The organism is Chryseobacterium sp. UYP7 (genome assembly GCF_056279225.1).
Window position 1 is genome coordinate 245,754 of the sequence record NZ_JBWBQW010000005.1, and the last position, 23,646, is coordinate 269,399.

At 35.9% G+C, this 23,646-nt stretch carries 20 protein-coding genes and 1 riboswitch; of the genes, 6 read left to right on the top strand and 14 right to left on the bottom strand.

Annotated features, from left to right (window positions below; genetic code table 11):
- Positions 1 to 12: 12 nt before the first annotated feature.
- The 4 genes from ACZ9HT_RS12150 to ACZ9HT_RS12165 all read left to right on the top strand — a co-directional run bounded on the left by ACZ9HT_RS12150 (position 13) and on the right by ACZ9HT_RS12165 (position 3,240).
- Entirely contained in the window at positions 13 to 846 is an 834-nt protein-coding gene (locus ACZ9HT_RS12150) for a 5'-nucleotidase, lipoprotein e(P4) family (RefSeq protein ID WP_476040745.1), read from the top strand.
- Positions 847 to 911: 65 nt separating this feature from the next.
- Positions 912 to 1,703 (top strand): SDR family oxidoreductase, encoded by a 792-nt coding sequence (locus ACZ9HT_RS12155; protein WP_476040746.1) that lies wholly within the window; start codon positions 912 to 914, stop codon positions 1,701 to 1,703.
- A 118-nt stretch (positions 1,704 to 1,821) separates the two neighbouring features.
- Entirely contained in the window at positions 1,822 to 2,499 is a 678-nt protein-coding gene (locus tag ACZ9HT_RS12160; RefSeq protein WP_476040747.1) for a hypothetical protein, read from the top strand.
- A 63-nt stretch (positions 2,500 to 2,562) separates the two neighbouring features.
- Positions 2,563 to 3,240 carry a hypothetical protein gene (locus tag ACZ9HT_RS12165; protein WP_476040748.1) on the top strand — a complete coding sequence of 226 codons (678 nt, stop codon included), beginning with the start codon at positions 2,563 to 2,565 and terminating at the stop codon, positions 3,238 to 3,240.
- Positions 3,241 to 3,307: 67 nt separating this feature from the next.
- Here the strand turns inward: ACZ9HT_RS12165 and metF are convergent, their stop codons facing one another.
- The 7 genes from metF to ACZ9HT_RS12200 all read right to left on the bottom strand — a co-directional run bounded on the left by metF (position 3,308) and on the right by ACZ9HT_RS12200 (position 12,938).
- Complete coding sequence (metF, locus tag ACZ9HT_RS12170) at positions 3,308 to 4,264, bottom strand: methylenetetrahydrofolate reductase [NAD(P)H] (protein ID WP_476040749.1); 957 nt, start codon at positions 4,262 to 4,264, stop codon at positions 3,308 to 3,310.
- 247 nt (positions 4,265 to 4,511) lie between these two features.
- Positions 4,512 to 7,172 (bottom strand): methionine synthase, encoded by a 2,661-nt coding sequence (metH, locus tag ACZ9HT_RS12175; protein WP_476040750.1) that lies wholly within the window; start codon positions 7,170 to 7,172, stop codon positions 4,512 to 4,514.
- 182 nt (positions 7,173 to 7,354) lie between these two features.
- Positions 7,355 to 7,807 (bottom strand): IS200/IS605 family transposase, encoded by a 453-nt coding sequence (gene tnpA, locus ACZ9HT_RS12180; RefSeq protein ID WP_476040751.1) that lies wholly within the window; start codon positions 7,805 to 7,807, stop codon positions 7,355 to 7,357.
- 247 nt (positions 7,808 to 8,054) lie between these two features.
- Positions 8,055 to 9,065 (bottom strand): homocysteine S-methyltransferase family protein, encoded by a 1,011-nt coding sequence (locus tag ACZ9HT_RS12185; protein ID WP_476040752.1) that lies wholly within the window; start codon positions 9,063 to 9,065, stop codon positions 8,055 to 8,057.
- A 124-nt stretch (positions 9,066 to 9,189) separates the two neighbouring features.
- Positions 9,190 to 10,359 (bottom strand): trans-sulfuration enzyme family protein, encoded by a 1,170-nt coding sequence (locus tag ACZ9HT_RS12190; protein ID WP_476040753.1) that lies wholly within the window; start codon positions 10,357 to 10,359, stop codon positions 9,190 to 9,192.
- A gap of 100 nt (positions 10,360 to 10,459) precedes the next feature.
- On the bottom strand, positions 10,460 to 11,998 hold the full coding sequence (locus ACZ9HT_RS12195) for an ACT domain-containing protein (RefSeq protein ID WP_476040754.1): 1,539 nt from the start codon (positions 11,996 to 11,998) through the stop codon (positions 10,460 to 10,462).
- Complete coding sequence (locus ACZ9HT_RS12200) at positions 11,988 to 12,938, bottom strand: alpha/beta fold hydrolase (protein ID WP_476040755.1); 951 nt, start codon at positions 12,936 to 12,938, stop codon at positions 11,988 to 11,990. The genes ACZ9HT_RS12195 and ACZ9HT_RS12200 overlap by 11 nt, the downstream gene beginning before the upstream one ends.
- 53 nt (positions 12,939 to 12,991) lie before the next feature.
- Positions 12,992 to 13,095: riboswitch (SAM riboswitch) on the bottom strand.
- Between the two features lie 114 nt (positions 13,096 to 13,209).
- Here ACZ9HT_RS12200 and ACZ9HT_RS12205 point away from each other — a divergent pair.
- Positions 13,210 to 15,834, top strand: coding sequence for an MGH1-like glycoside hydrolase domain-containing protein (locus ACZ9HT_RS12205; protein WP_476040756.1), 2,625 nt, complete (start codon positions 13,210 to 13,212; stop codon positions 15,832 to 15,834).
- A gap of 80 nt (positions 15,835 to 15,914) precedes the next feature.
- On the opposite strand, the gene ACZ9HT_RS12210 is transcribed toward ACZ9HT_RS12205, so the two are convergent.
- From ACZ9HT_RS12210 to ACZ9HT_RS12240, 7 genes are all read right to left on the bottom strand, one after another.
- Positions 15,915 to 16,340, bottom strand: a complete 426-nt coding sequence (locus tag ACZ9HT_RS12210) for an OsmC family protein (protein WP_476040757.1) — start codon at positions 16,338 to 16,340, stop codon at positions 15,915 to 15,917.
- Positions 16,341 to 16,489: 149 nt separating this feature from the next.
- Positions 16,490 to 17,812, bottom strand: a complete 1,323-nt coding sequence (locus ACZ9HT_RS12215) for a DUF58 domain-containing protein (protein ID WP_476040758.1) — start codon at positions 17,810 to 17,812, stop codon at positions 16,490 to 16,492.
- Positions 17,813 to 17,841: 29 nt separating this feature from the next.
- The gene (locus ACZ9HT_RS12220; protein WP_476040759.1) at positions 17,842 to 18,864 is read right to left on the bottom strand and encodes an AAA family ATPase; all 1,023 of its coding nucleotides are present in this window, start codon (positions 18,862 to 18,864) and stop codon (positions 17,842 to 17,844) included.
- A gap of 55 nt (positions 18,865 to 18,919) precedes the next feature.
- Positions 18,920 to 20,077 carry a DUF4350 domain-containing protein gene (locus ACZ9HT_RS12225; protein ID WP_476040760.1) on the bottom strand — a complete coding sequence of 386 codons (1,158 nt, stop codon included), beginning with the start codon at positions 20,075 to 20,077 and terminating at the stop codon, positions 18,920 to 18,922.
- Between the two features lie 47 nt (positions 20,078 to 20,124).
- The gene (locus ACZ9HT_RS12230) at positions 20,125 to 20,904 is read right to left on the bottom strand and encodes a DUF4129 domain-containing protein (protein WP_476040761.1); all 780 of its coding nucleotides are present in this window, start codon (positions 20,902 to 20,904) and stop codon (positions 20,125 to 20,127) included.
- Positions 20,894 to 21,862 carry a DUF4013 domain-containing protein gene (locus ACZ9HT_RS12235; RefSeq protein ID WP_476040762.1) on the bottom strand — a complete coding sequence of 323 codons (969 nt, stop codon included), beginning with the start codon at positions 21,860 to 21,862 and terminating at the stop codon, positions 20,894 to 20,896. Before ACZ9HT_RS12235 ends, ACZ9HT_RS12230 begins: the two co-directional genes overlap by 11 nt.
- The gene (locus ACZ9HT_RS12240; RefSeq protein ID WP_476040763.1) at positions 21,846 to 22,820 is read right to left on the bottom strand and encodes a stage II sporulation protein M; all 975 of its coding nucleotides are present in this window, start codon (positions 22,818 to 22,820) and stop codon (positions 21,846 to 21,848) included. The genes ACZ9HT_RS12235 and ACZ9HT_RS12240 overlap by 17 nt, the downstream gene beginning before the upstream one ends.
- A gap of 22 nt (positions 22,821 to 22,842) precedes the next feature.
- Here ACZ9HT_RS12240 and ACZ9HT_RS12245 point away from each other — a divergent pair, with 22 nt between their 5' ends.
- Complete coding sequence (locus ACZ9HT_RS12245; RefSeq protein ID WP_476040764.1) at positions 22,843 to 23,595, top strand: RDD family protein; 753 nt, start codon at positions 22,843 to 22,845, stop codon at positions 23,593 to 23,595.
- The last annotated feature ends 51 nt before the right edge of the window (positions 23,596 to 23,646 follow it).

The window sequence follows — 23,646 nt, forward strand, 5'->3', positions numbered from 1 at the left end:
ATAGATTTAAAAATGATGAAAAATTTTAAAATTACAGCGCTTTCAATTTTACTGGTTTTTTTGACTTCCTGTAAAGTTTCAGTCAATACATTCCCTGATAAAACAGGAGAAACTGCGCCGCAATCACTTCAGAATATTACTTTAAATGGAAAAGTCTATTCTGCGCTTTGGCAACAAAATGCCGGTGAATTTCGTGCTTTGTGTTATCAAGCGTACAATCTAGCACAGATGAGAATAGATGAAAATTTAAAGAATCCCTCAAAAAAACCTTTTGCAATTATTACAGATGTCGATGAAACTTTTTTAGATAATTCTCCCTACGCCGTAACAGAAGCAGAAAATGGAAGAATTTTTGAGACAAAAACCTGGATGAACTGGACCTCAAAAGCAGAAGCAAAAGCATTTCCCGGTTCGCTTAAATTCTTTAATTACGCCGCCTCAAAAAATGTGGCGATTTTTTATATCACAAATCGTAATGAAGACGACCGAATCGGTACGTTGAAAACTCTTAAAAACTTGGGATTTCCTAATGCAGATGACGCTCACTTACTTTTAAAGAGTAGCACTTCTGATAAAGAAGCGAGACGTTTAGAGGTTTTAAAAAATTACGAAATCATTATTTATATGGGCGATAATTTAGCAGATTTTTCTAAAATATTTAATAAAAAACCACAAACGGAGCGCAATGAACTGGTTGATCAAAATTCTGATGAATTTGGAAAACGCTTTATCATTCTGCCAAATTCCGGATATGGCGATTGGGAATCGGCTTTAGAAGGCTATAATTCTCAATTAACTCCTGCACAAAAAGATGCGGTGATCATGAAAAATTTGCGAGGATATTAAGTTTTGGGTTTTAGTATTTTAGAAAAAATCTTGCAATTCAGGGAAAAATTTTAATTTAAAAATAAATGACAATTATAATTACAGGAAGTTCCACCGGAATTGGCTTTGCTTTGGCGGAATATTTTGGAAAAAAAGGACACCGGGTTTTTGGCTTAAGCAGAAAACCGGCAGATTCCGAATACTTCAAAACTGTTCTCACCGATATTACAGACAATTCTCAAGTTCAAAACGCCATTTCAGAAATTTTAAAAACTGAAAAAAGGATCGATGTACTCATTAATAACGCTGGAATGGGAATGGTTGGAGCTGTTGAAGATTCTACACAAGATGAAATTCTAAAATTATTTAATTTGAATCTGGTGGGTTCTGTGCAAATGATGACCGCCGTTTTACCTGTAATGCGGGATCAGAAATTCGGAAAAATCATCAATATTTCAAGTATTGGATCAGAAATGGGTTTGCCTTTCCGTGGGTTTTATTCTGCCTCAAAATCTGCTCTGGATAAAGTTACAGAAGCCATTCGTTACGAAGTATATCCCTGGAATATTGAAGTTTGCTCTTTGCATTTAGGCGACATTAAAACAAAAATTGCAGAAAGCCGTGTAAAAACTAAAGTCTCAGATCCATATAAAAAAACTTTCGAAAAAGTATATGCTTTAATGAATTCTCATGTGAACGAAGGTGCAGAGCCAGAAGCAGTTGCAACGTATATAGAAAACCTTCTGAGCAAAAAATCCTGGAAAGCGCACTATTATTTTGGAAAATTCGGCCAAAAAATCGGCGTTCCACTTAAATGGATCTTACCTCAAAATTTCTACGAAAACCTCATGAAGAAATATAATAATCTGGATCATTGATAATAGAAAAGAATATCCATAATTATTAATTCTCAGGTATTCCTCAAATAAAAATATGCTTTAAGATATCCCCATAAAAATGTATATTTACAAGTACAGAATCTTAAATTTTACATTTATGAAATCACTAATAACATTTGCACTTGTTTTATTCACAGCAATATGCATTAACGCACAGGCCAATCTTTTTAATGAAGCGATCCGCTGGAATAAATTTATCGACCGTGTGAATTCGCCGAAAGGAAACGAACTTACATATAGGGATATTGAAGGTGATGCATACTTTGCTAAAAGTTTTATTTCTGCAAATATCGAAAACGCAACAAGCTTGATAAAGGCACGATATAACACGTATACTGACACGGTAGAACTGCTAAATGAAGACGCTATTTTCGAGTTGCCGAAATCATCGAAGTATGGGAAAATAACATTTCTAAAACCAGGCGCTACCCTAGTTTATATAAGTTCTGGCGATGTTCCGGCAGGATATTACTTTGAATTGGCTACAGGAAAATATACGTTATTAAAAAAAGTGAAAAGCGAATTTCGGGAAGGTTCTCCCGCAATAAATTCATTTACACCTGCGATCGCTCCAAGATTCGAAAATTTAAATCCTGTTTACTATATTAAAACCGACTCCGAAATCATCAAAATCTCTAAAAACGCAAAAGACCTGGCAACAGCAATTCCTGGTAAAAAAGAGGCTGTTAACGATTTCGTCAAAAAAAACAAACTTAAATTAAATCAGGAGATCGACCTCATCAAATTAGTGAAATTTTTAAACGCTCCTGTTTGAACAGGGAAATTTTAGATAAGGGCAGTGAAATTTATTTTGAAATTATAAAATGAGTCTTCTCTTATGAAAATATTTTTTACCGTTATCAGTCTATTTCTAGCCGGATTATTTTTGCAGGCTCAACAAATAAGTTTGAGCGAAATATCTCGAAATGGACGCTTCAATAAACAAATTGAGGAATTTAACAATGGTCCTGAAAAAATTAAATATTCAGATATTCAGGGAATTCCGTATTATTATCCTGAATTTATAAAAGCTAAAGTTGGCGATACGTCTGGCACAATTCTTCTTCGATATAATACTTTTTTAGATACCATAGAAATTGTAGAGAAAGAAGAGGTTTACGAACTTCTGAAGGCTGAGCCTACTCCTGATTTTACCTTTGAAACCACGAAGGAGAAGTTGGTTTTCGTAAAAACAGACGATGCTTATACTGGTTATTTTTTCGAATTAACATCTGGAAAGTACAGGATTTTAAAGAAAGTCATCACTAAATACCAACCCGCCACCCCCGCACAGAATTCTTTGATCGCCGGAACTTCGGCACAATTTAATATTCAAAAACCTCTTTATTTTATTCAGTTTGAAAATAATCTTTTCAAAATTGATAAAAGTGCAAAAGAATTTGCGAGTCATTTCCCAAATAAAACAAAAGAAATATCTGATTTCATCAATAAAAATAAGATCAAACTCAACCGCGAAGAGGATTTGATCAAACTGGGAAATTTCCTTAATCAATAAGTTTTCTAAAAAAATCAACTCTCAAGCCCATTGAAAAATGGTTTATTTTGAACCTTTCAAATTAAGCTTAAAAAATTTCTCTCGCTATTTTCTTGATATTATCGCTTTTTCCCATCGAATAGAAATGCAAAACCGGAACTCCAAACTCCATTAATTCCCTGCATTGATTGACGGTCCACTCAATTCCAATTTGTTTTACTGTCGCATTATCTTTGGCTTTTTCCACTGCAGAAATTAAATCTTCGGGTAAATCAATTTTGAAAACTTGCGGCAACATTTGAAGATGTCCTTTTGTCGCGATCGGTTTAATTCCGGGAATAATCGGTACCGTAATTCCAATTTCTCTAGCTTGTTTTACAAATTCGATGAATTTTTTATTATCAAAAAACATCTGCGTCACCACATAATCTGCGCCGGAATCCACCTTTTCTTTCAGCCATTTTAAATCATAATTCATTGAGGGTGCTTCAATATGTTTTTCCGGATAACCCGCAACACCAATGCAAAATTTGCTGTCGGCATTATTTTCTTTGTCCTCATGTAAATATTTTCCACGACCCAGATCATTCATTTGATGCACCAGATCCATGGCGTTTTTATGTCCGCCATTTGTGGGTTCAAAATATTGCTGACCTTTCATCGCATCACCGCGTAACGCCATAATATTTTCAATTCCCAGATACATACAATCCACCAAAAGATATTCGGTTTCCTCTTTAGAAAAACCTCCGCAAAGCACGTGTGGAACAGTATCTACATTATATTTATGCTGAATTGCCGCACAAATTCCCAAAGTTCCGGGTCGCATTCTCGTTATTTTTCGCTCCATCAAACCGTTTCCTTTATCGAGATAAATATATTCTTCCCGAGAAGTCGTAACATCGATAAACGGCGGTTTAAATTCCATCAAAGGATCTATGTTTTTATAGAGATCTTCAATACCGATTCCTTTTTGTGGCGGAACGACTTCGAGGGAGAATAAAGTTTTCCCGTTCGCGTTTTTTATATGTTCTGTGATTTTCATTTTTTTTATAATATTTTGGGGCAGCTTAATCCGCCTTCCACTCCCGCTTTTTTGTTCCACTTCGTTTCACAAAAAGAGCTCCGTTCAAGTCGGGCTGCAATTTCGGTTGTTTGATCAGTTTTGTATAAATTGAGATAAACTCATTTCCTCCAAATTGATTTCACCCTTTCAGGGCTTTGCACCGGATTTCTATTTTTGTTCAATGGGCTTCACCCATTGCTATTGATTACGCCACTTCGTGGCTTTCTTAATCTGCTAAATTCGGGCTCAACCATTTTCTGGCGAAATCCAGATCAACGCCTTTTCTTTCGGTATAATCCTTTAACTGATCTTCTTTAATTTTTCCTACGCCAAAATATTTTGCTTTCGGATTTCCAAAATAATATCCGGAAACGGCTGCTGTTGGGAACATCGCCAAACTTTCTGTTAGTTCTAAACCAATATTTTCTTTTACTTTCAATAATTCCCAGATCGTCTTTTTTTCCAAATGATCCGGACAAGCTGGATAACCCGGAGCAGGTCGAATTCCTAAATATTTTTCCGCGATCAAATCTTCGTTTTCTAAAGTTTCGTTTTCTGCATAACCCCAGAATTCTGTACGAACTTTATGATGCAGAAATTCAGCAAAAGCTTCTGCGAGACGATCGGCTAAAGCTTTTACAATAATTGCGTTATAATCGTCGCCATCATCATAATATTTCTGCGCTAACTCTTCTGTTCCAAAACCTGTTGTCACTGCAAAAGCACCAACGTAATCTTGTTTGCCTGAATTTTTAGGAGCAACAAAATCGCTGATCGCTAAATATTCTTTTCCGGCCGATTTTTTTAATTGTTGTCTCAAAGTATGGAATTTTGCTATTTCGTTGCCGTTTTCATCATCAATCAGAATATCATCTTCTTCATTTGAATTTGCGGGAAAAATTCCAAAAACTCCTTTTGCTGTAAATAATTTTTCATCTAGAATTTTATTTAATAAAACTTTTGCTTCTTTAAATAATATTGTAGCCTGTTCCCCGACAACCTCATCCATTAAAATTTGTGGATATTTTCCATGCAATTCCCAGGCTCGGAAAAAAGGAGACCAATCCATAAAATCCAGCAATTCTCGCAAATCCTGATTTTCAATAATCTTTACTCCCAAAAATTTCGGCTTCACAATTTCTTCATTTTCCCAGTCGATGGTAAAATTTTGTTTTCTGGCTTCTTCAATGGTTACATAAACTTTTTCAATTTGCCGTTCCAAAAACTTCACCCGAAAATCTTCATAATCTACTTTTAAATCTGCTTTATATTGTTCATTATTATGATCCAACAATTGAGAAACCACTCCAACTGCTCTGGAAGCGTCGTTAACATGGACAACTGTATGTCCGTATTTAGGGAAAATTTTCACCGCAGTATGTGCTTTTGAAGTTGTTGCACCACCAATCAATAATGGGAAATTTAAATTTTTCCTTTGCAACTCATCTGCAACATGAACCATTTCGTCTAAACTTGGCGTAATCAATCCGCTCAAACCGATGACATCCACTTGGTGATCAATTGCCGCCTGAATAATTTTTTCCGCCGGAACCATCACTCCCAAATCGATGATTTCATAATTGTTACAACCCAAAACTACACTCACAATATTCTTTCCGATATCATGAACATCGCCTTTTACGGTCGCCATTAATATCTTTCCGTTTGGTTTTTGTTTTTCATCTTTTTCTGCTTCAATGTAAGGTTGGAGATAAGCCACGGCTTTTTTCATCACACGTGCCGATTTTACAACTTGAGGCAAAAACATTTTCCCGCTACCAAACAAATCTCCGACAACACCCATTCCGGTCATTAAATTAATTTCAATAACATCTAAAGGTCTTTTCGAATTTGCTCTCGCTTCTTCTACATCTTCGATAATAAACCGATCCGTTCCTTTCACCAAAGCATGCGTAATTCTATTTTGCAAAGGTTCTTTTCGCCATTCCAATTCTTCTACAAATTCTTTTTTGGTCGATTTTACACGCTCTGAATAATCCAACAGTCTTTCAGTCGCGTCTTCTCTGCGATCAAGCATTACGTCCTCAACCAGTTCCAATAATTCTTTCGGGATTTCATCATAAACTTCCAACATCGTAGGATTTACAATTCCCATGTTCATTCCAGCTTTTATAGCGTGATAAAGGAAAACCGAATGCATCGCTTCCCGAACATTGTCATTTCCACGGAAAGAAAAGGAAACATTCGATACTCCACCACTCACGGAAACATTTGGCAAATTTGTTCGAACCCATTTTGTAGCTTCAATAAAATCCAAAGCGTTTCTTCGATGTTCATCCATTCCTGTCGCAACGGGGAAAATATTTAAATCGAAAATAATATCTTCGGAGGGAAATTTCACCACATTTACCAAAATATCATAAGATCTTTTGCAGATTTCTAATCGTCTGTCATAATTATCGGCTTGACCATTTTCGTCAAAAGCCATCACAATTACTGCAGCTCCGAATCTTTTAATCGTTTTTGCGTGACTGATAAATTCTTCTTCACCTTCCTTTAAACTGATTGAATTTACGACTGATTTTCCTTGAACAACTTGTAATCCAGCTTCCAAAATTTCCCATTTAGAAGAATCGATCATAATTGGAATACGGGAAATATCTGGTTCAGACGCAATTAAATTGAGGAATTTCACCATGGCAAATTTCCCATCAAGTAATCCATCATCAAAATTGACATCCAAAATTTGCGCACCACCTTCCACTTGATTTCGTGCAATATCCAATGCTTCACTGTAATTTCCTTCTTTTATTAATCGAAGAAATTTTTTAGAACCCGCCACATTAGTTCGTTCCCCAACATTTATAAAATTGGATTCTGGAGTTATAATCAACGGTTCGAGACCGGAAAGTTTTAAATATCTCATTTTTTTTAATTTTTTAAAAGCCACGAAGTGGCGCAATCATTAGCATTGGGTTTAGCCCAATGAAATTTGTAAGATGTGAAGCACAGCCCTGAAAGGGCGAAATAAAAAGCATTGGGTGAAGCCCAATGAAATTGGTGTGATTTAAAGGATAGCCCTGAAAGGGCGCAATCCCTTTCTCACTTTTAATCCCAAACATACCTTTCATCATACTCCATATTATACTTTTTTAAAAATGCCAAAAACTCTTCTTGAAAAGATTTCTTTTTATGATGCTCTTCCTGATTTATAACATAACTTTTAACAACATCTATTTCCGTAGGATTTACAGAAAAAGCACCATAACCATTTTGCCAATAAAAATTTTCGAACTCTTTACCTTTTGTTTTAATCCATTTTGAGGAATGAGATTTTACTTCTTCAATAAGTTTCATTAACGCGATTTTTTTTGACAGTAAACATAAAATGTGAACATGATCTTTATGTCCGCCAACTTGAATTGGATTGCATTCCAAATTTTTACAAATTCCCCCTAAATAATTAAACAATTCTTCTTTGATTGAATCTGTGATTAGCGAGTTTCTATGTTTGGTGCTGAAAACCAGATGAACGTAAATTTTATTTAGGGATTGTGACATGTTTTATGATTTTATTTTAAAATTTCATCGGTTGATTTTGATCGCGGTCTTTCAGACCTCGGTTTGTTTTATCTCGGTCATTTTTCATTGGGCGGCGCTTTGCTTACCCAATGCTTTTGATTTCGGTCTTTCAGACCTTAATTTGTTTCTTTCGTTTTGTTTCATTTCATTGGGCGGCGCTGCGCTTACCCAATGCTTTTGATAGCGCCACTTCGTGGCTTTATGGCGAGAATTAGTAGGTACTAATTCAAGATTTTACACTGATTTTTCTCGGTTCGTAATTTTTTACCAAATCGGCAATTGCCTTAATGTGAGGTGGTGTCGTTCCGCAACAACCTCCGATAATATTAATTAACCCTTTATCTGCATATTCACGGATTTGTTCTGCCATAAATTCTGGACTTTCATCATATTGACCGAAAGCATTTGGAAGTCCTGCATTCGGATAAGCAGAAATAAAAAAGTCTGAATTCTTGGATAATGTTTCTAAATACGGTGTTAACTGTTTTGCTCCTAAAGCGCAGTTTAGTCCGACACTTAATAAATTCAAATGGGAAATAGAAATTAAAAAAGCTTCTGCGGTTTGTCCGCTTAAAGTTCGTCCGGAAGCATCGGTGATCGTACCTGAAACCATTATTGGAATTTGAATATTTCTTTCTTCCTGAATTTCATCAATCGCAAAAAGAGCAGCTTTGGCATTTAAAGTGTCAAAAATTGTTTCAACTAATAAAATATCTGAACCTCCGTCTAAAAGCGCTTCTGCTTGTTGTTTGTAAGAAATTCTCAATTGATCAAAAGTAATCGCACGAAATCCTGGATCATTAACATCGGGACTTAAACTTGCGGTTCTGTTGGTTGGTCCGATTGAACCTGCCACGAATCTTGGTTTTTCTGCATTTTCTTGGGTGAATTCATCACATACTTTTCTGGCGATTTTTGCTGATTCAAAATTGAGTTCATAAACCAAATCTTCCATGTGATAATCTGCCATTGCGATGGTAGTTCCCGAAAAAGTGTTCGTTTCGATGATATCTGCATCGGCTTCTAAATATTTGCGGTGAACTTCTTCAATAGCACCGGGTTGCGTTAATGATAGCAGATCGTTATTTCCTTTTAAAGAATGCTCCCAATCTTTGAATCTTTCGCCGCGGTAATCTTCTTCGGTGAAATTATAGCGTTGTAGCATCGTTCCCATCGCGCCATCGAGGATGAGAATTCTTTCGTTTAGGGCTTTATATAATTCTTTTGTGTTTTTCATTTCTTTTATTTTTAACTAAAGTCTTCATTTTTAAAAACTTTCTGCAGCCCGACTTGAACGGATCCCGATGTAAAATCGGGAGGGAACGGAAGGTCTCGTCTTTAAGGACGAGACCCAAAAAATCCTAATCTAAAGCTTGTTTTAAATCATTAATTATATCATCAATATGCTCTAAACCCACGGAGCAGCGCACCAAACCAGCCGTAATTCCGACCTGGTTTCGCTCAGCTTCGGAAAGCTTAGAATGCGTCGTAGAAGCGGGATGCGTGACAATTGTTCGGGTGTCGCCGAGATTGGCGGAAAGGGAGCACATTTTTATTTTGTTGAGGAAATTTCGGCCTGCTTCGATGCCGCCTTTTACTTCAAAAGCGACAATATTTCCACCCATTTTCATTTGATTTTTGGTAGTTTCGTAATTGGCATGCGATTTTAAAAAAGGATATTTAACCAAAGAAACATTTAGATGGGTTTCTAAAAATTCCGCAACTTTTAAAGCATTTTCGCAATGTTTATCGACACGAACGGCTAAAGTTTCTATACTTTTACTCAAAACCCACGCATTGAAAGGCGACATTGCTGGTCCCGTATTTCTGGCGAACAAATAAATTTCGCGGATCAAATCTTTTTTCCCAACAGTAACGCCACCCAAAACTCGACCTTGTCCATCAATTAATTTCGTGGCGGAATGAATGACCAAATCAGCGCCGAATTTTATGGGTTGTTGCAAATAAGGCGTCGCAAAACAATTATCTACGATGAAAATCAGATTGTGCTTTTTCGAAAATTTCCCTAATAATTCTAAATCTAAAACTTCGATCGCCGGATTTGTAGGTGTTTCGATGTAAAGGATTTTGGTTGAAGGTTTTACATATTTTTCAAGATAAGTTTCGTTGGCTTCAAAATAAGTGGTTTCAATATTCCATTTCGGGAAATATTTGGTGAAAAGCGTATGTGTAGAACCAAAAACGGCACGGCAACTTAAAATATGATCGCCAGAATTAAGGAGCGCGCCAAACGTGGAAAAGATTGCAGCCATTCCCGTTGCGAAGGAATAACCGTCTTCTGCACCTTCCAACTGAACCATTTTTGCGGTGAATTCATTCACATTTGGATTGGAAAATCGGCTGTAAATATTTTTCTGTTTTTCTTCGGCAAAACTTGCGCGCATATCTTCTGCATCCTCGAAAACGAAACTTGAAGTTAGATAAAGTGGCGTAGAATGTTCATCGAAATGAGAACGTTCCGACTGAGTGCGAACTGCGATTGTTTCGAAATTTGAATATTGATTTTCCATATTTATTTAATTTGCCAATGTAATAGTTTAACAATGTAACAATCAAATTTTCATAGATTATTGGTAAACTGTTACATTGTTTCATTGCTACATTATGTACTTATTTATTTTCTGAAAGTCTTAAAATATCTCCAAAAACTCCTCTCGCAGTGACTTTTGCTCCTGCTCCTGCTCCCATAATGACCAATGGATTTTCGCCGTAACTTTCGGTGTAGATCTCAAAAATTGAATCTGATCCTTTTAATTGTCCAAGTGCAGAATTGGCGGGAACAGAAACTAATTTCACATCAAGCTCTCCTTTTTCCTGTTGGAGATCACCGTGTAAATCACCTACGAAACGCAAAACGTGATTTTCTTTTTGATTTCTTTTAACTGCTTCAAAATGGTCATCTAAAAGATTTAGGCTTGAAATAAATTGATCTTTATTTAATTTTGATAAATCTTCCGGAATTAAATTTTCAATTTTAATATCGCCGAATTCATTGCTCAAGTCGAGTTCGCGGGCTAAAATCAACAATTTTCTTGCGACATCATTTCCGGATAAATCTTCTCGCGGATCTGGTTCGGTGAAACCTTTTTCCATCGCTTCTTTTAAAATGGTAGAAAACTTGTCTTCACGAACTGAAAAATTATTGAAAATATAACTCAGTGATCCTGAAAAAACGCCTTTAATTCTGGTGATATTTTCTCTGGAAAGATGAAGCAATTTAATGGTATCAATCAAAGGCAACCCTGCTCCAACATTAGTTTCATAGAGATATTTTTTATTTCTCTTCGCTAAAACATGTCGGAAATCGCGGTATTCTGAAATCGGCAACGTATTAAAAATTTTGTTGGAGGAAACTAGGTCGAAACCATTTTCTGCCAACGTCGTATAATTTTTCACAAACTCTAAACTGGCTGTATTATCGACTACGATTAAATTTTCTAACTGATTAAGTTGTGCAAAGTGAATAAGTGAATCTACACTGGACTTATTTTCTTCTATCAAAATATCGTTCTCCCAACTTTCTGTAAAACCAGTTTTGTTAAAAGTCATTTTTCTGGAATTAGCTACAGCTACAATCTTCAAGTCTAATTTCTTGCGGTTGCGAATCACTTCTGCACTTTGCAAAACCTGATCAATTAAAGTAGAACCCACTTTGCCGTGACCGATGATGGCTAAATGAATTGTTTTCGGTCTGGCAAATATTTCTGCTTCAATGATGTTTTTGGCCTTTTCATCCTGGGATGAAGTTACCACGATATTCATTTTTCTTTCTACCGCAGATTGATTCAGTATAAGCGGGAAAATATTATTCCGACCTAATTCTGAAAGTATTTTAGTAGCATCTTTTGCAGCAAATCCTAAAACTGAAACATTATTAATGCTGTAGATCTGCTTTACTTTACCCGATTTTCTTTCATTTTCAAATTCATTGATCAGACAATTCACGGCTTTTTCTGAATCAACTTCATTTACTAAAACCGAAATTCCATTTTCTGATGCTTGCTGGGAAATTACGCCAATACTAATTCTACCGTACGTCAAAGCTTTAAAAATCCGGCCGTCAATTCCAACTTCTCCGGAGAAATCTGTTCCTTCAAATTTGATGATGGATTTATGCTTTAAAATTTTTATTTCATTGTTAGTTCTCATTAAAAATAGGTTTTAAAATTTGGTTTAGTTGGTCGTATTCCATTAGAAAAGCATCGTGACCGTGAATGGAATTTATTTCGTGATAGAAAATGTTTGGATTATTTTTCTTTAAAAACTCATAACAGTTTTTCACTTCAAAAGCTGGAAAAAATAAGTCTGAATCTATTGCGATGAAATGAATATTTGAGGAGATTTTCTTCAATTTTTTTGGATCAGCATTAATGGACATCAATAAATTATTCATGAGTTGATACGCACTTAAATTAAATCTTTCACTTAACGATGTTCCGTGGAAATTAAGCCAATCGTGAGATTTTAGAATTTGCTTTTCTGGATGAATTTCATTTTTAAAACGTTCATTTAATGAAGTTGGAGTTCTATAACAGAGCATTGCATGATGTCGGGCTTTTTGCAAGGGTTCTACAGGATGACTTAATAAAAATTGCTGAACCAGACATTGGGAATGCAACCAATCTGAAGTTTTATAATCGCAGGCAAGAGGAATAAAATTTTCGGTCAGTTCAGGATTTTCTGCCAGCATTTCCCAGCCAATTGCACCTCCAATAGAACCTCCGATCAAAGTGTGAAGTTTTGAAATATTTAGAAATTCTAAACCTTTCAGAAAAATATTTGCGATGTCTTTAGTCTTGAAAACATCTGGTTCATCAAGAAGATTTCCATCGAAACCATTTCCGGGAATATTAAAGCAAATGACAGAATAAACAGTCGTATCAATGATTTTATTTATCCCAATCAGAGAATTCCACCAACCATTTTGCCCCGTAACATTTGAGTTTCCAGTTAAAGCGTGATTCACCAAAATAATAGGAGCCGAATGTAGTGGTTGTCCGAAAATCTGATAGGACAAATCAATATCAAGGATTTTTCCTGATACTAAATGTTGATTTCTGAGTTTGATATGTTGTAGCGAACTTTTCAATTTTTTATATAAAATTAAATTGAAAATGCTACCTGAGAAGGGTAAAAAAGTTTCTGTTATCTTCACCCAAATTGGGTAAGAATGTAGCACCTTCTTCGTTTCCGAAGGGTTGCCAAGGTTTCATAGAGTCTTATCTCTCCACCTTTCTTGATAACATTTTCAATATGTAAATGAACTAAATCTGTTGCAAAGGAAAGCATTAAAATAAGAACTGACAAACATTAATAAAATTTTTATTCCTTAATTTTGCGCCTGAATATTTTTTTTTGCAATGATTACTGAAAGACAAAGAATGCTGGATGACCAGTGGAGAACATGGGGTCCCTATGTTAGCAACAGACAGTGGGGAACGGTCCGCGAAGATTACAGTCCCGACGGAAATGCTTGGGGACATACGACTTACAACGAGGCAATTAGCCGAACTTATCGCTGGAGCGAAGATGGAATTGCAGGGATTTGCGACAACAAACAACGGCTCTGTTTTGCTTTTTCATTCTGGAACCGCAAAGATAAAATGATCAAAGAACGTTTTTTTGGATTGAGCAATCATGAAGGAAACCATGGCGAGGATCTTAAAGAAATTTATTATTATCTGGACAATACTCCTACGCATTCTTACATGAAAATGGTGTACAAATATCCCATTAATGAATTTCCATATGAGGATCTGGTAGAAGAAAACGGCAGACGGAATAAGCAGGATGAGGAATATGAACTGGTAGACACCGGTATTTTTAATGACGATAATTATTTTGATATTTTTATCGAATATGCAAAAATTAATCATGACGACTTTCTTGTTCGTGTTACAGCAACAAACCGCAGCAGCACTAAAGCATCACTCGATATCCTTCCTACTCTTTGGTTTCGTAATAACTGGAGTTGGGGATATGGCGACTATATTCCTCAACTAAATTCTTCAGCTAATGGTGAAATTGAAATTCATCACGAATCTTTACCGATCATTAAATTATATTCCAGAGATCAAAACGCTGAAGCTTTCTTTTGTAATAATGAAAGTAATCCGGATGTAGTTTCAGGCGCGAGTACGGAACCTAGATTTTATAAAGACGGCATCAACAATTATCTGATCCACGAAAATAAAGAGGCTGTAAATCCGGAAAAATCCGGGACAAAGGCGTGTTTTATCATCAATTCTGAAATCGAAGCGGGAGAAAGTAAAAGTTTTGATTTTCGACTGAGTCCACACGATATGGAAAATGCATTTTTCGACTTCGACGAGGTAATTCGTCTTAGAGAAAATGAGGCAAAAGATTTCTATGCAGATATTCAGCAGGAAATTGCAGATGAAGAAGAAAAAATCATTCAGCGGCAAGCTTTTGCCGGACTTCTCTGGAACAAACAGTTTTACCACTACAATGTTTCGAAGTGGCTAAATGGTGATCCAAACTTGAATGTTTTTCGAGATTCAGATGAGTTCATTCGGAATGTAGAATGGGAACACATGCAAAATAAGGATATAATTTCTATGCCCGATAAATGGGAATATCCGTGGTTTGCGACCTGGGATTTAGCGTTTCATTGTGTGCCTTTCGCGATCTTAGATTCGACATTCGCAAAACATCAGTTAAAATTACTAACGAAAGAATGGTATATTCATCCGAACGGACAGTTACCGGCGTATGAATGGGATTTTAGTGACGTAAATCCGCCCGTACATGCATGGTCTACTTTCCGCGTTTTCAAAATTGATGAAAGCATCAACGGAAAGGCAGATGTTCCTTTTCTGGAAAGTGTCTTTCAAAAATTATTATTGAATTTTACCTGGTGGGTCAACCGGAAAGATAAAAATGGAAATAATGTTTTTGGCGGCGGTTTCTTAGGCTTAGATAATATTGGAGCTTTCGACCGTAACATGGAATTTAAAAATGGAGATCATTTGGAGCAAGCCGACGGAACAAGCTGGATGGCGATGTTCGCTTTAAACATGATGCGGATCTCCATGGAACTGGCACTGTATAATCCGATCTACGAAGATATGGCCATTAAATTTTTTGAGCATTATCTTTATATTGCCGATGCCATGGAAAATCTGGGTGAAGCTACAAATGGTTTGTGGAATGAAGAAGATGGATTTTTCTATGATGTTCTGCAGTTGAACAACGGCGATTCTAAATCATTAAAACTAAGAAGTATTGTAGGTCTAATCCCTTTATTTGCGGTCGAAATTGTAGAACACAGTCTTTTGGAAAAACTACCAAATTTTCGGGAGAGAATGGAATGGATCCTAAAAAACAAACCCAGACTTGCAGAATTGGTTTCCCATTGGGAAGTCGAAGGAAAAGGTGGAAAACATTTAATGAGTATTCTTCGGAAAAACCGTTTAAAACGAGTGTTGACCAGAATGGTAGATGAAAATGAATTTTTATCAGATTACGGAATTCGCTCAATGTCGAAAGTTTACGAAAACAATCCTTACGAGTTTAATGTTGAAGGCAAAAATTTTACCGTAAAATATACTCCAGCAGAAAGTGACAGCAGCATGTTCGGCGGTAACAGCAACTGGCGCGGACCGATTTGGTTCCCAATTAACTTTTTAATCGTGGAAAGTTTACAACGTTTTCACTATTATTACGGAGACAGCCTGCAAATCGAATATCCTGCAAACAGCTACCAAATGCGAAATCTTGATTATGTTGCTACCGATTTAAGCAAGAGACTTTGCTCTATTTTTCGTAAAAATGAAAATGGAGAACGGCCTTTTAACGGAGGAAACGACTTGCTGAATCACAATGAGTTTTTTAAAAATTACATTATGTTCTATGAATATTTCAACGGTGATACGGGAAAAGGAATTGGCGCGTCGCACCAAACCGGCTGGACCGCGACGATTGCAAAATTAATCCAACCCCGAATGGGATCAAGACCAAGATAGAAAATAGAAAAGCAGCATTTTAAAAACGCTGCTTTTCTATATGTAAAGAGAACGAATGGTTTCGTCCAAATGTAAGTTTACTAATCAATCTTTTCTCCGTTCACAAAAACTTCATAGGTTACCGTTACATTTGGTTCTAAAGTTTTAGAAACGGAGCAGTATTTTTCGAAAGAAAGTTCTGCGGCTTTCTGGGCTTTTTTCGGATCTATTTTTCCTTCAAGAAAGAACTTCACCATAATACTTTTAAAGGGCTTGGCTTCATCCATCTGAACTCTTTCGCCTTCTACTTCAGCAGAAAAACCCGTCAGTTCCTGTCTTTGTTTCTTCATGATGGACACCATGTCGATTCCGCTGCAACCTGCGACTGCCATTAATAAACTTTCCATCGGGGAAACCGCTTTAGTTCCTTCTGATTCCGAAATATTATCCAGCAGAATAGAATTTCCAATGGAGTTTTTGCATTCAAATAAGTAATCGTCGTTGATTCTATTAAGGATAATTTTCATTGTTTTATTTTTTAAGATTTATTCATTTTATAAGTCAATTCGATAGTTTAAGCACTATACTTTTATCTATCAGACTAATCTTGTTCAGGTCTATTAATAAGTTGAATTTTTTTCCATCTCATTCAAAATTAGGAAAAAAAGTGCCGTTCCTACAAAATTCCTCTTGCCTTGATCTCCAGATATCTATTAATGACTTCAATATTCAGATTTTCAGGAAGTGTGTAAACTGTGTAAATCCCAAATTTTTTAAGTTCCTGAATGATGAGCTTTTTCTCGTACTCGAATTTCTCTGCGACGATCTCATCATAAATTTCCTGCATACTCTCCGGGTTTTTATGAATTAAGGTTTGCAACTCCGCATTTTTAAAGAAAACAATGACCAGCAGATGGTTTTTCGCAATAGCGCGAAGATATTTCATCTGTCGGTTTACGGCATCTAAAGTTTCGAAATTGGTAAAAAGCAAAATCAAACTTCTTTGTCCAACGGAGAATTTCACATCCTGATACAATCTGTTAAAATCACTTTCAAAAAAATCCGTTTTAATATTATACAATGCCTGCGAGATCTTTTTCAGCTGACCTGATTTATTATCTGCCGCAATCTTATTCTCAGCTTTTTTCGAGAAAGTCATCATTCCTGCGCGATCACTTTTCTTCAGAATAATATGACTCAAAGCCATCGTTGCATTAATGGAATAATCGAGTAAACTTAATCCGCTGAAGGGCATTTGCATTGTTCTTCCCGTATCGATCAGCATGAAAATCCGTTGTGACTTTTCGTCCTGAAACTGATTCACCATCAATTGATTTCGCTTCGAAGTTGCTTTCCAGTTAATGGTTCGCATATCATCGCCGGGAACATATTCTTTAATTTGTTCAAACTCCATCGTATGACCCAACTTGCGGATTTTTTTAATTCCGCCCAACAGAAATTCGTTTTGAAGCGCCATTAATTCATATTTCCGCAGATGAATAAAGGAGGGATAACTTGGCAACATTGCATCTTTTTGAAAAGTAAATCTGCGCGAAACTAAATGGATCGGAGAGTTTACAAAAATATTTAAATTTCCAAAACTGTATTCGCCACGTTCTTTTGGTTCCAGAATATATTCAAATAAAATGTTATTTTTAGGATTGATGATTCTTTCAATATTAAAGTCCCGCTTTTGAAATTGAAACGGAATCTCATCAATCACTTTTGTTTTAATTCGGAATCCATAATTATTTTTGATGTCAATCTTTACTGAATTCTGGTCGCCGTTAGATAATTTTTCCGGCAAGATGCGTTGTGCCTGAATTACATTTTTTTGATTGAATAACAATAGAAAATCCACGATAAAGGCGAGAAATACTACGATCAAAAACCCGTGCGCCACTCCTAACAAGAACGGAAAGAAGAAAGCGAAAACATAAGTTATTCCCACACCGAAAAGCGTGAAGAAAAAACGGTTACTGAGGTATAAATTTTTCATTACTCTTAGTCGGAAATTGATCGGTCCTCTTACCTCGGAATTTCAATAGCATCCAAAATCTGTCTGATGATCTCGTCTGCCGTTAAACCTTCCATTTCTCTTTCCGGAGACACCATAATTCGGTGACGCAAAACGGCGTAACTCGCTTCTTTAATATCTTCCGGTGTGACAAAATCTCTGCCTCGGATCGCAGCAAACGCTTTAGAAGCGGTTAATAAAGCCAGACTCGCTCTTGGCGACGCGCCTAAATAAAGGAACTGGTTTTCCCTTGTATTCACAATTATTTTCGCAATATATTCCAGCAATTGTGGTTCTACGAGAATGTTTTTTACAAGGTGCTGATAAGTTTTCAACTGAATTCCGGTCATGGCTTTTTGAACGGCATCGGTTTTATCTTCCAACTTACTTTCATGCTGGTTTTTAATGATCTGTACTTCCTGCGCAAAGTTGGGGTAGCCAACGTTTATTTTAAAGAGAAAACGATCGAGTTGCGCTTCCGGAAGTCGATAAGTGCCTTCATGCTCAATAGGATTTTGCGTTGCAACAACCAAAAAGGGTTCCTGCATTTCGTACTGTTTCCCATCCATTGTGATCTGGCGTTCTTCCATGACTTCGAATAAAGCGGATTGTGTTTTCGCGGGCGACCGGTTAATTTCATCGATCAAAATGAAGCTGGAAAAAATAGGACCTTTTTTAAATTCAAATTCAGAATTTTTCACATTGAAAATTGAGGTTCCCAAAATATCCGACGGCATTAAATCCGGCGTAAACTGAATTCGACTGAAATCCACATCGACGGTTTTTGCCAATAATTTCGCCGTAATGGTTTTCGCCACACCGGGAACACCTTCGATTAAAACATGACCATTGGATAAAAGCGCTGCCAACAAATGTTCGATCATCGATTCCTGACCGATAATGACTTTGCCGATTTCTGCCTTTACCGCTTCTAAACTTTTTTGAAGTTCAGTCATATCAATACGGGAATGAAATTCAGGATTACTATTTTCTTTGTCAAAATTTTCCTGACTGGAGTTTTCAAAATTTTCCATAATTATTTACAATTCAAAACGGTTTCCGTAGTAAAGAATTAACCGCTATTTTCGATTATTTTAGTAGTTCGTCGAGCAATATGTTCATCTTTGCCAGATCATCTTTCATGACACTTGCGTATGGATCCTGCCCTCTTTTGATGAGATCGATGGCTCCGTTTATTTTCACCATACTTTTTCCTGTTTTTAAATGAAGAAGATGTGCAAATTTTTCATCTAAGTTTTGGGTATCGATAAGAAGATCCATTCGAACGCGATTCAGAAAATACTGGGCTTTTTTAGCCATCATATCGTGAAAGTCGCCTTCCTGCAAATATAAATTACCAATACTTTTTACAAATTCTACCGACTTATTTTTTAAAGGTTCAATGATCGGAATAATACGTTGTTTTCTTTTCGCGTTAAAAATAACGAATAATAAGAGTCCGCCCAAGAGCAAATACCACGCGTACCGAAGCGCAGGTTTGGATAAAATAAAGCGGAGCGGCGACTTGGATTCCGCAGAAACTTTATTGGACCCCGAAAACCAGACCGTTTCCCTATCCGGAAGATAAGAAAAAACATCCTGAACATATTTTTCGTTCCCTGGTTTTAGCAAGTAATAATTGGTAAGAATCAACGGTTCTGCATGTAAATACAAATGACCTTTGCCATGATCGATTTTAATGAAATTTACTTTTCCACCATCTAAAACTGCTTTTCCTAAAATTTCATGCGAGTTTTTGATGGAAGAAAATCCCTGACCTCCAGATAATTTATCCAAAACAATGGAGTCTGCGGAAAATTTATTGTCCGTTAACTTCAGAATATTTTCATTTCGCAGGCTGATGTAAGAGGGAGAAAACGACAATGTATCTGTAATTTGCGGATGAAAATCTTCGGCGATAATAAGTGCGTAGGAACCTTTATCAACATGAGCAAGAATCTTTTTCCAGGATTCAGGGTCTATTTCTGACTGAATGATTAAAATATTGTGCGGTTTTTTCTTAGTGTTTTTGTAGTAATTGTAAGGAGAAAGTTCCGTTCTCTTCACTTTGTTCTTTAAAAGGTGATCAGCTTCTTTATTGAAAACGAATAGTCCGAAAGGGCTCTTTTTATTAAAATCAAAATTTTTACGCCAGTCCGTCACCTCCTTTTTGTTGAATTCCAGCAAGGCCAAAACCGCCATCACGATGATGAAAATTATACCGTATAATTTAAACGTTTTATTCATATTTGATTTTCCTCCCGATAGTTTTCATTTCGAGAATTGCTTTAAACCTAGATTTTGAATTTTAAAAATTTTTGTTTGAAATGATTGTAATTGTCTTCATTCACTTCGAACTCTCCATACCAAACATAATCGAAAATATAAATAAGTTCTTTGAAACTGCTTTTTAAACTCTCGTTCTTCACTTCTGCCAGATAATCTTTATTCGTTTTCTCCGGATTCCAGTTGAGATGTTTTTGATCTGTAAGTTTCTTCAGGATCAATAAAAACTGATACCGAATTGCAGAGCGATAATCTTTCTGTCTTTCGTAACCTTCAATGGCTTCTTTAAAATTAATTTCGTGAATATTCTCGTGCAGATCCTGATTTGTAATATCAATTTTCTTATTCTTTTTTCCGAAAAAGAAATTTCTATCTTTATTCAGTAAAAATTTAACTAAAACATAAAGCACGAAACCAATAATTAGGATCCCAAAAATCCGCATAATGGTCGCCGCGTAAGAACTTGTTTTATTTGGATCAACTTCTCCAAAAATGGATTCCAGTATTTTGATGATCTTCTTCTGAATTTTCTGCCAGAGAGATTCTCTCGGCTTTACGGTCGTATAATTAAAATCCTGCCCTTTATACTTTGACCGGAATTGAGAATCGAAACTTTTGGGATACACGACATTATCTGTAGAAGGTTTTATTTTCAGCAATGAATCTGCCTTGTACTGTCCGGATTTTGAAACTACAGAATCAATTACAACAGAAATCTTCGGTGGGACTTCCTGAGAAATTCCAAACGTAAAAAAATGTAAAAAGAGCAGTAGAATTTTAAATTTCATTGGTTCCAATCGAGTCTATTTCAGATAGATCAACATTTCTATGAAGATCTGTCCGGCTGTCGTAATACTGTAATCCTGAGTTGACGAAAATAATATTCATCAATAAAAATGAAACTAATATTGAAACTCCGTAAATAACGAAGAATAAAATGCCCATACTTCCTTCCATAAAATTTTGTGGCAATTCTCCACCTTGAGGAACGGTGTACATTCCTGTAACCATTATGATCATTGGAATAAATGTAAAAACAGAAGTAATGATCTGGACGATAATATACATAATGATGGTCGAACCCCAATACTTCCAAAAGGGTGATTTCTCCCGTCCGTTATTGTAGGAGAACTGCGCCCGTAATGCGTAACTTAAAGATTCAAAAAAACCTTTTTTAGTATGAAAGTAATCGAACATTAAAAAATTTACCACGTTTACCGTCGCCGGTCCTAATAAAATAAGGAGAAAGAAACCGATCACAACCACAATTAACATTACTGAAATTCCAAAAATGATCATTGTTAATGGTGCAACAATAAATAGTAAACCAATAAAAAATTTCATAAACCGACCGGTATTATTTTTAAGATCGCTTAAAATTTCGTCGGCTTTAATATTTTGATTTCCGGTTTCGCTCAGCCTTTTCATATATAAAATAGGAAAGGAATAGGAAACCATTATTACCGCTAAGAAAAGGATAAAAACTATGCTAGAAACGGCAATTAATACGGCGCTGTTTTTCTGAAAATAAGCCTCTAAGTAATATTTCTGTCCGCCTGTATTGGAACCCAACATCTGCGAAAATAATTCCCGATAGCCAAAAACGAAAATTACGACCAACAGGATCAAGAGCAGTCCGTTGATCAAAAAATAGTTTTTAAAATAGTTCTTGCCATTCTCCTTAAAGAAAGAAAAAGTATCGCTGATTAAACCGCTAAAGTCCCGTTTTTTATAAAGTTGCATCATTGAGCATTCGCTTTGAAATTAAATATGGATAAATAAAGTAGTAATAACCAATAAAGGAAAGCGCTCCGAAAATAACAAGACCATTTAAAACTGCAGGCATCGTGAGCGCATATCTCGTTAAATATCCCTCGATAATTCCAGCAATAATGGTAAATGGAACTGTGCTCAGAAATATTTTGAAAGCATCTTTAAAACCTATTTTGAAGGAATTGAATCTGGAATATGTTTTTGGAAAAAGAGTAGAAGCTCCTAATATTAAACCCGCCATTGCTTCGACGACCATACTAAAAATCTCGAAAACACCGTGAAGCCAGATTCCTTTTGCACTTTCTTTTAACGCTCCATGCTCATGAAAGAAATACTGAAAAGAACCAAGCATGATGCAATTTTGAAGCAAGGCAAACAAAGTTCCCACACCACCGAAAATGCCATAAATGAAAAGACTCGCGCCGACTTTCAGATTATTAAATGTAATGGAGATCGTACTTCCCCAATTGGAACCCTGCTGATAAACTCCTACTGCATTGCCTTTTTCAATGTTTTCAATAGTTTTGTTGACATATTCTTCGCCTAAAATAATTTTAACAAACTCTTTATCGTAGTACGCAGACATAAAACCGATCAAAGTAAATAATATAAAAAATCCGAAGGCGTAAAATAAATATCGGCGATATTGGTAGATTAATAATGGCACTTCAGTACGGAAAAAGTAAAAGAATCGGTTTTGCTCCGTTCTTCTGGTTTTGTAAATTTTCTGAAAAATAAGAGAAGAAAGATTGTTAAGATAAACGGTCGTTTTGCTTTTGGGATAGTAGGTTTGTGCAAAAGACAGATCATTCACTAAATTAATGTACAGCGACGAAAGATCATCGGGATTTTTTTTCAATTTTCCTTCGATAACCTGCTCGATTCCCAACCATTTTTCTTTATTTTGTTTGATGAACGCCACCTCTCTCATAAGGAGCTAAAATAATAAAAATATGTCGCAGATCGCCATAAATAGTTCACAAAATGTGAATATTAATTTCAATGTTGCAAGTATTGGGGAACGGATCTTGGCATTCGTTATCGATCTCTTAATAAAAGGCGCTTATTTGCTGGTTATGTATTTTATTTTATTTCGAGGTTTAAATCTGGGCGCAGTTCTGGATCAGCTCGACAGTTGGTCAATAATGGCGGTTTTAATTGTTATTACCTTTCCCATTAACATCTATACTTTAGTTTGCGAAAGTCTGATGGAAGGCCAAACCTTTGGAAAAAGAGCAGTGAAAATAAAAGTGGTGAAGATAGATGGATTTCAGGCGGGATTTGGCGATTATCTGATGCGCTGGTTTTTTCGGCTGGTTGATGTATTTTCTAATTCCGGAGTGGTAGGATTAATTACAATGATCGTCTCAAAGAACAATCAGCGGTTAGGTGGAATTGCGTCGGGCACGGCAGTAATCTCTCTGAAAAATAATGTCAACATTTCTCATACGATTTTAGAAAATTTAAAAGCGGATTATTCTCCTCTTTTTCCACAAGTTATCGCGCTCTCTGACAACGACGTTAGGATCATTAAAGAAAATTATCACAAAGCATTAAAAATAGATGACCGACAGGTTATTTCGAAACTTTCAAATAAAATAAAAGAAATCCTTAAATTAGAAATTGATCCGACTCACTTTACTGAAAGACAGTTTATTAGTGTCATTATCAAAGATTATAATTTTTACACAGGAAAAGATCATTAAAGCGAATGTTTTAAGTTGCGTTGATGACAATAGTTTTGTTGAATTTTATTC

Bases quoted from the DNA above. Each gene is read 5' to 3' on its own strand.
- metH (WP_476040750.1), bottom strand. From the start codon at position 7,172: ATGAGATATTTAAAACTTTCCGGTCTCGAACCGTTGATTATAACTCCA.
- metF (WP_476040749.1), bottom strand. From the start codon at position 4,264: ATGAAAATCACAGAACATATAAAAAACGCGAACGGGAAAACTTTATTC.
- ACZ9HT_RS12220 (WP_476040759.1), bottom strand. From the start codon at position 18,864: ATGGAAAATTTTGAAAACTCCAGTCAGGAAAATTTTGACAAAGAAAAT.
- ACZ9HT_RS12240 (WP_476040763.1), bottom strand. From the start codon at position 22,820: ATGAGAGAGGTGGCGTTCATCAAACAAAATAAAGAAAAATGGTTGGGA.
- tnpA (WP_476040751.1), bottom strand. From the start codon at position 7,807: ATGTCACAATCCCTAAATAAAATTTACGTTCATCTGGTTTTCAGCACC.
- ACZ9HT_RS12190 (WP_476040753.1), bottom strand. From the start codon at position 10,359: ATGGAAAATCAATATTCAAATTTCGAAACAATCGCAGTTCGCACTCAG.
- ACZ9HT_RS12225 (WP_476040760.1), bottom strand. From the start codon at position 20,077: ATGAATAAAACGTTTAAATTATACGGTATAATTTTCATCATCGTGATG.
- ACZ9HT_RS12245 (WP_476040764.1), top strand. From the start codon at position 22,843: ATGTCGCAGATCGCCATAAATAGTTCACAAAATGTGAATATTAATTTC.
- ACZ9HT_RS12230 (WP_476040761.1), bottom strand. From the start codon at position 20,904: ATGAAATTTAAAATTCTACTGCTCTTTTTACATTTTTTTACGTTTGGA.
- ACZ9HT_RS12210 (WP_476040757.1), bottom strand. From the start codon at position 16,340: ATGAAAATTATCCTTAATAGAATCAACGACGATTACTTATTTGAATGC.
- ACZ9HT_RS12195 (WP_476040754.1), bottom strand. From the start codon at position 11,998: ATGAGAACTAACAATGAAATAAAAATTTTAAAGCATAAATCCATCATC.
- ACZ9HT_RS12150 (WP_476040745.1), top strand. From the start codon at position 13: ATGATGAAAAATTTTAAAATTACAGCGCTTTCAATTTTACTGGTTTTT.
- ACZ9HT_RS12155 (WP_476040746.1), top strand. From the start codon at position 912: ATGACAATTATAATTACAGGAAGTTCCACCGGAATTGGCTTTGCTTTG.
- ACZ9HT_RS12235 (WP_476040762.1), bottom strand. From the start codon at position 21,862: ATGATGCAACTTTATAAAAAACGGGACTTTAGCGGTTTAATCAGCGAT.
- ACZ9HT_RS12185 (WP_476040752.1), bottom strand. From the start codon at position 9,065: ATGAAAAACACAAAAGAATTATATAAAGCCCTAAACGAAAGAATTCTC.
- ACZ9HT_RS12160 (WP_476040747.1), top strand. From the start codon at position 1,822: ATGAAATCACTAATAACATTTGCACTTGTTTTATTCACAGCAATATGC.
- ACZ9HT_RS12205 (WP_476040756.1), top strand. From the start codon at position 13,210: ATGATTACTGAAAGACAAAGAATGCTGGATGACCAGTGGAGAACATGG.
- ACZ9HT_RS12215 (WP_476040758.1), bottom strand. From the start codon at position 17,812: ATGAAAAATTTATACCTCAGTAACCGTTTTTTCTTCACGCTTTTCGGT.
- ACZ9HT_RS12165 (WP_476040748.1), top strand. From the start codon at position 2,563: ATGAAAATATTTTTTACCGTTATCAGTCTATTTCTAGCCGGATTATTT.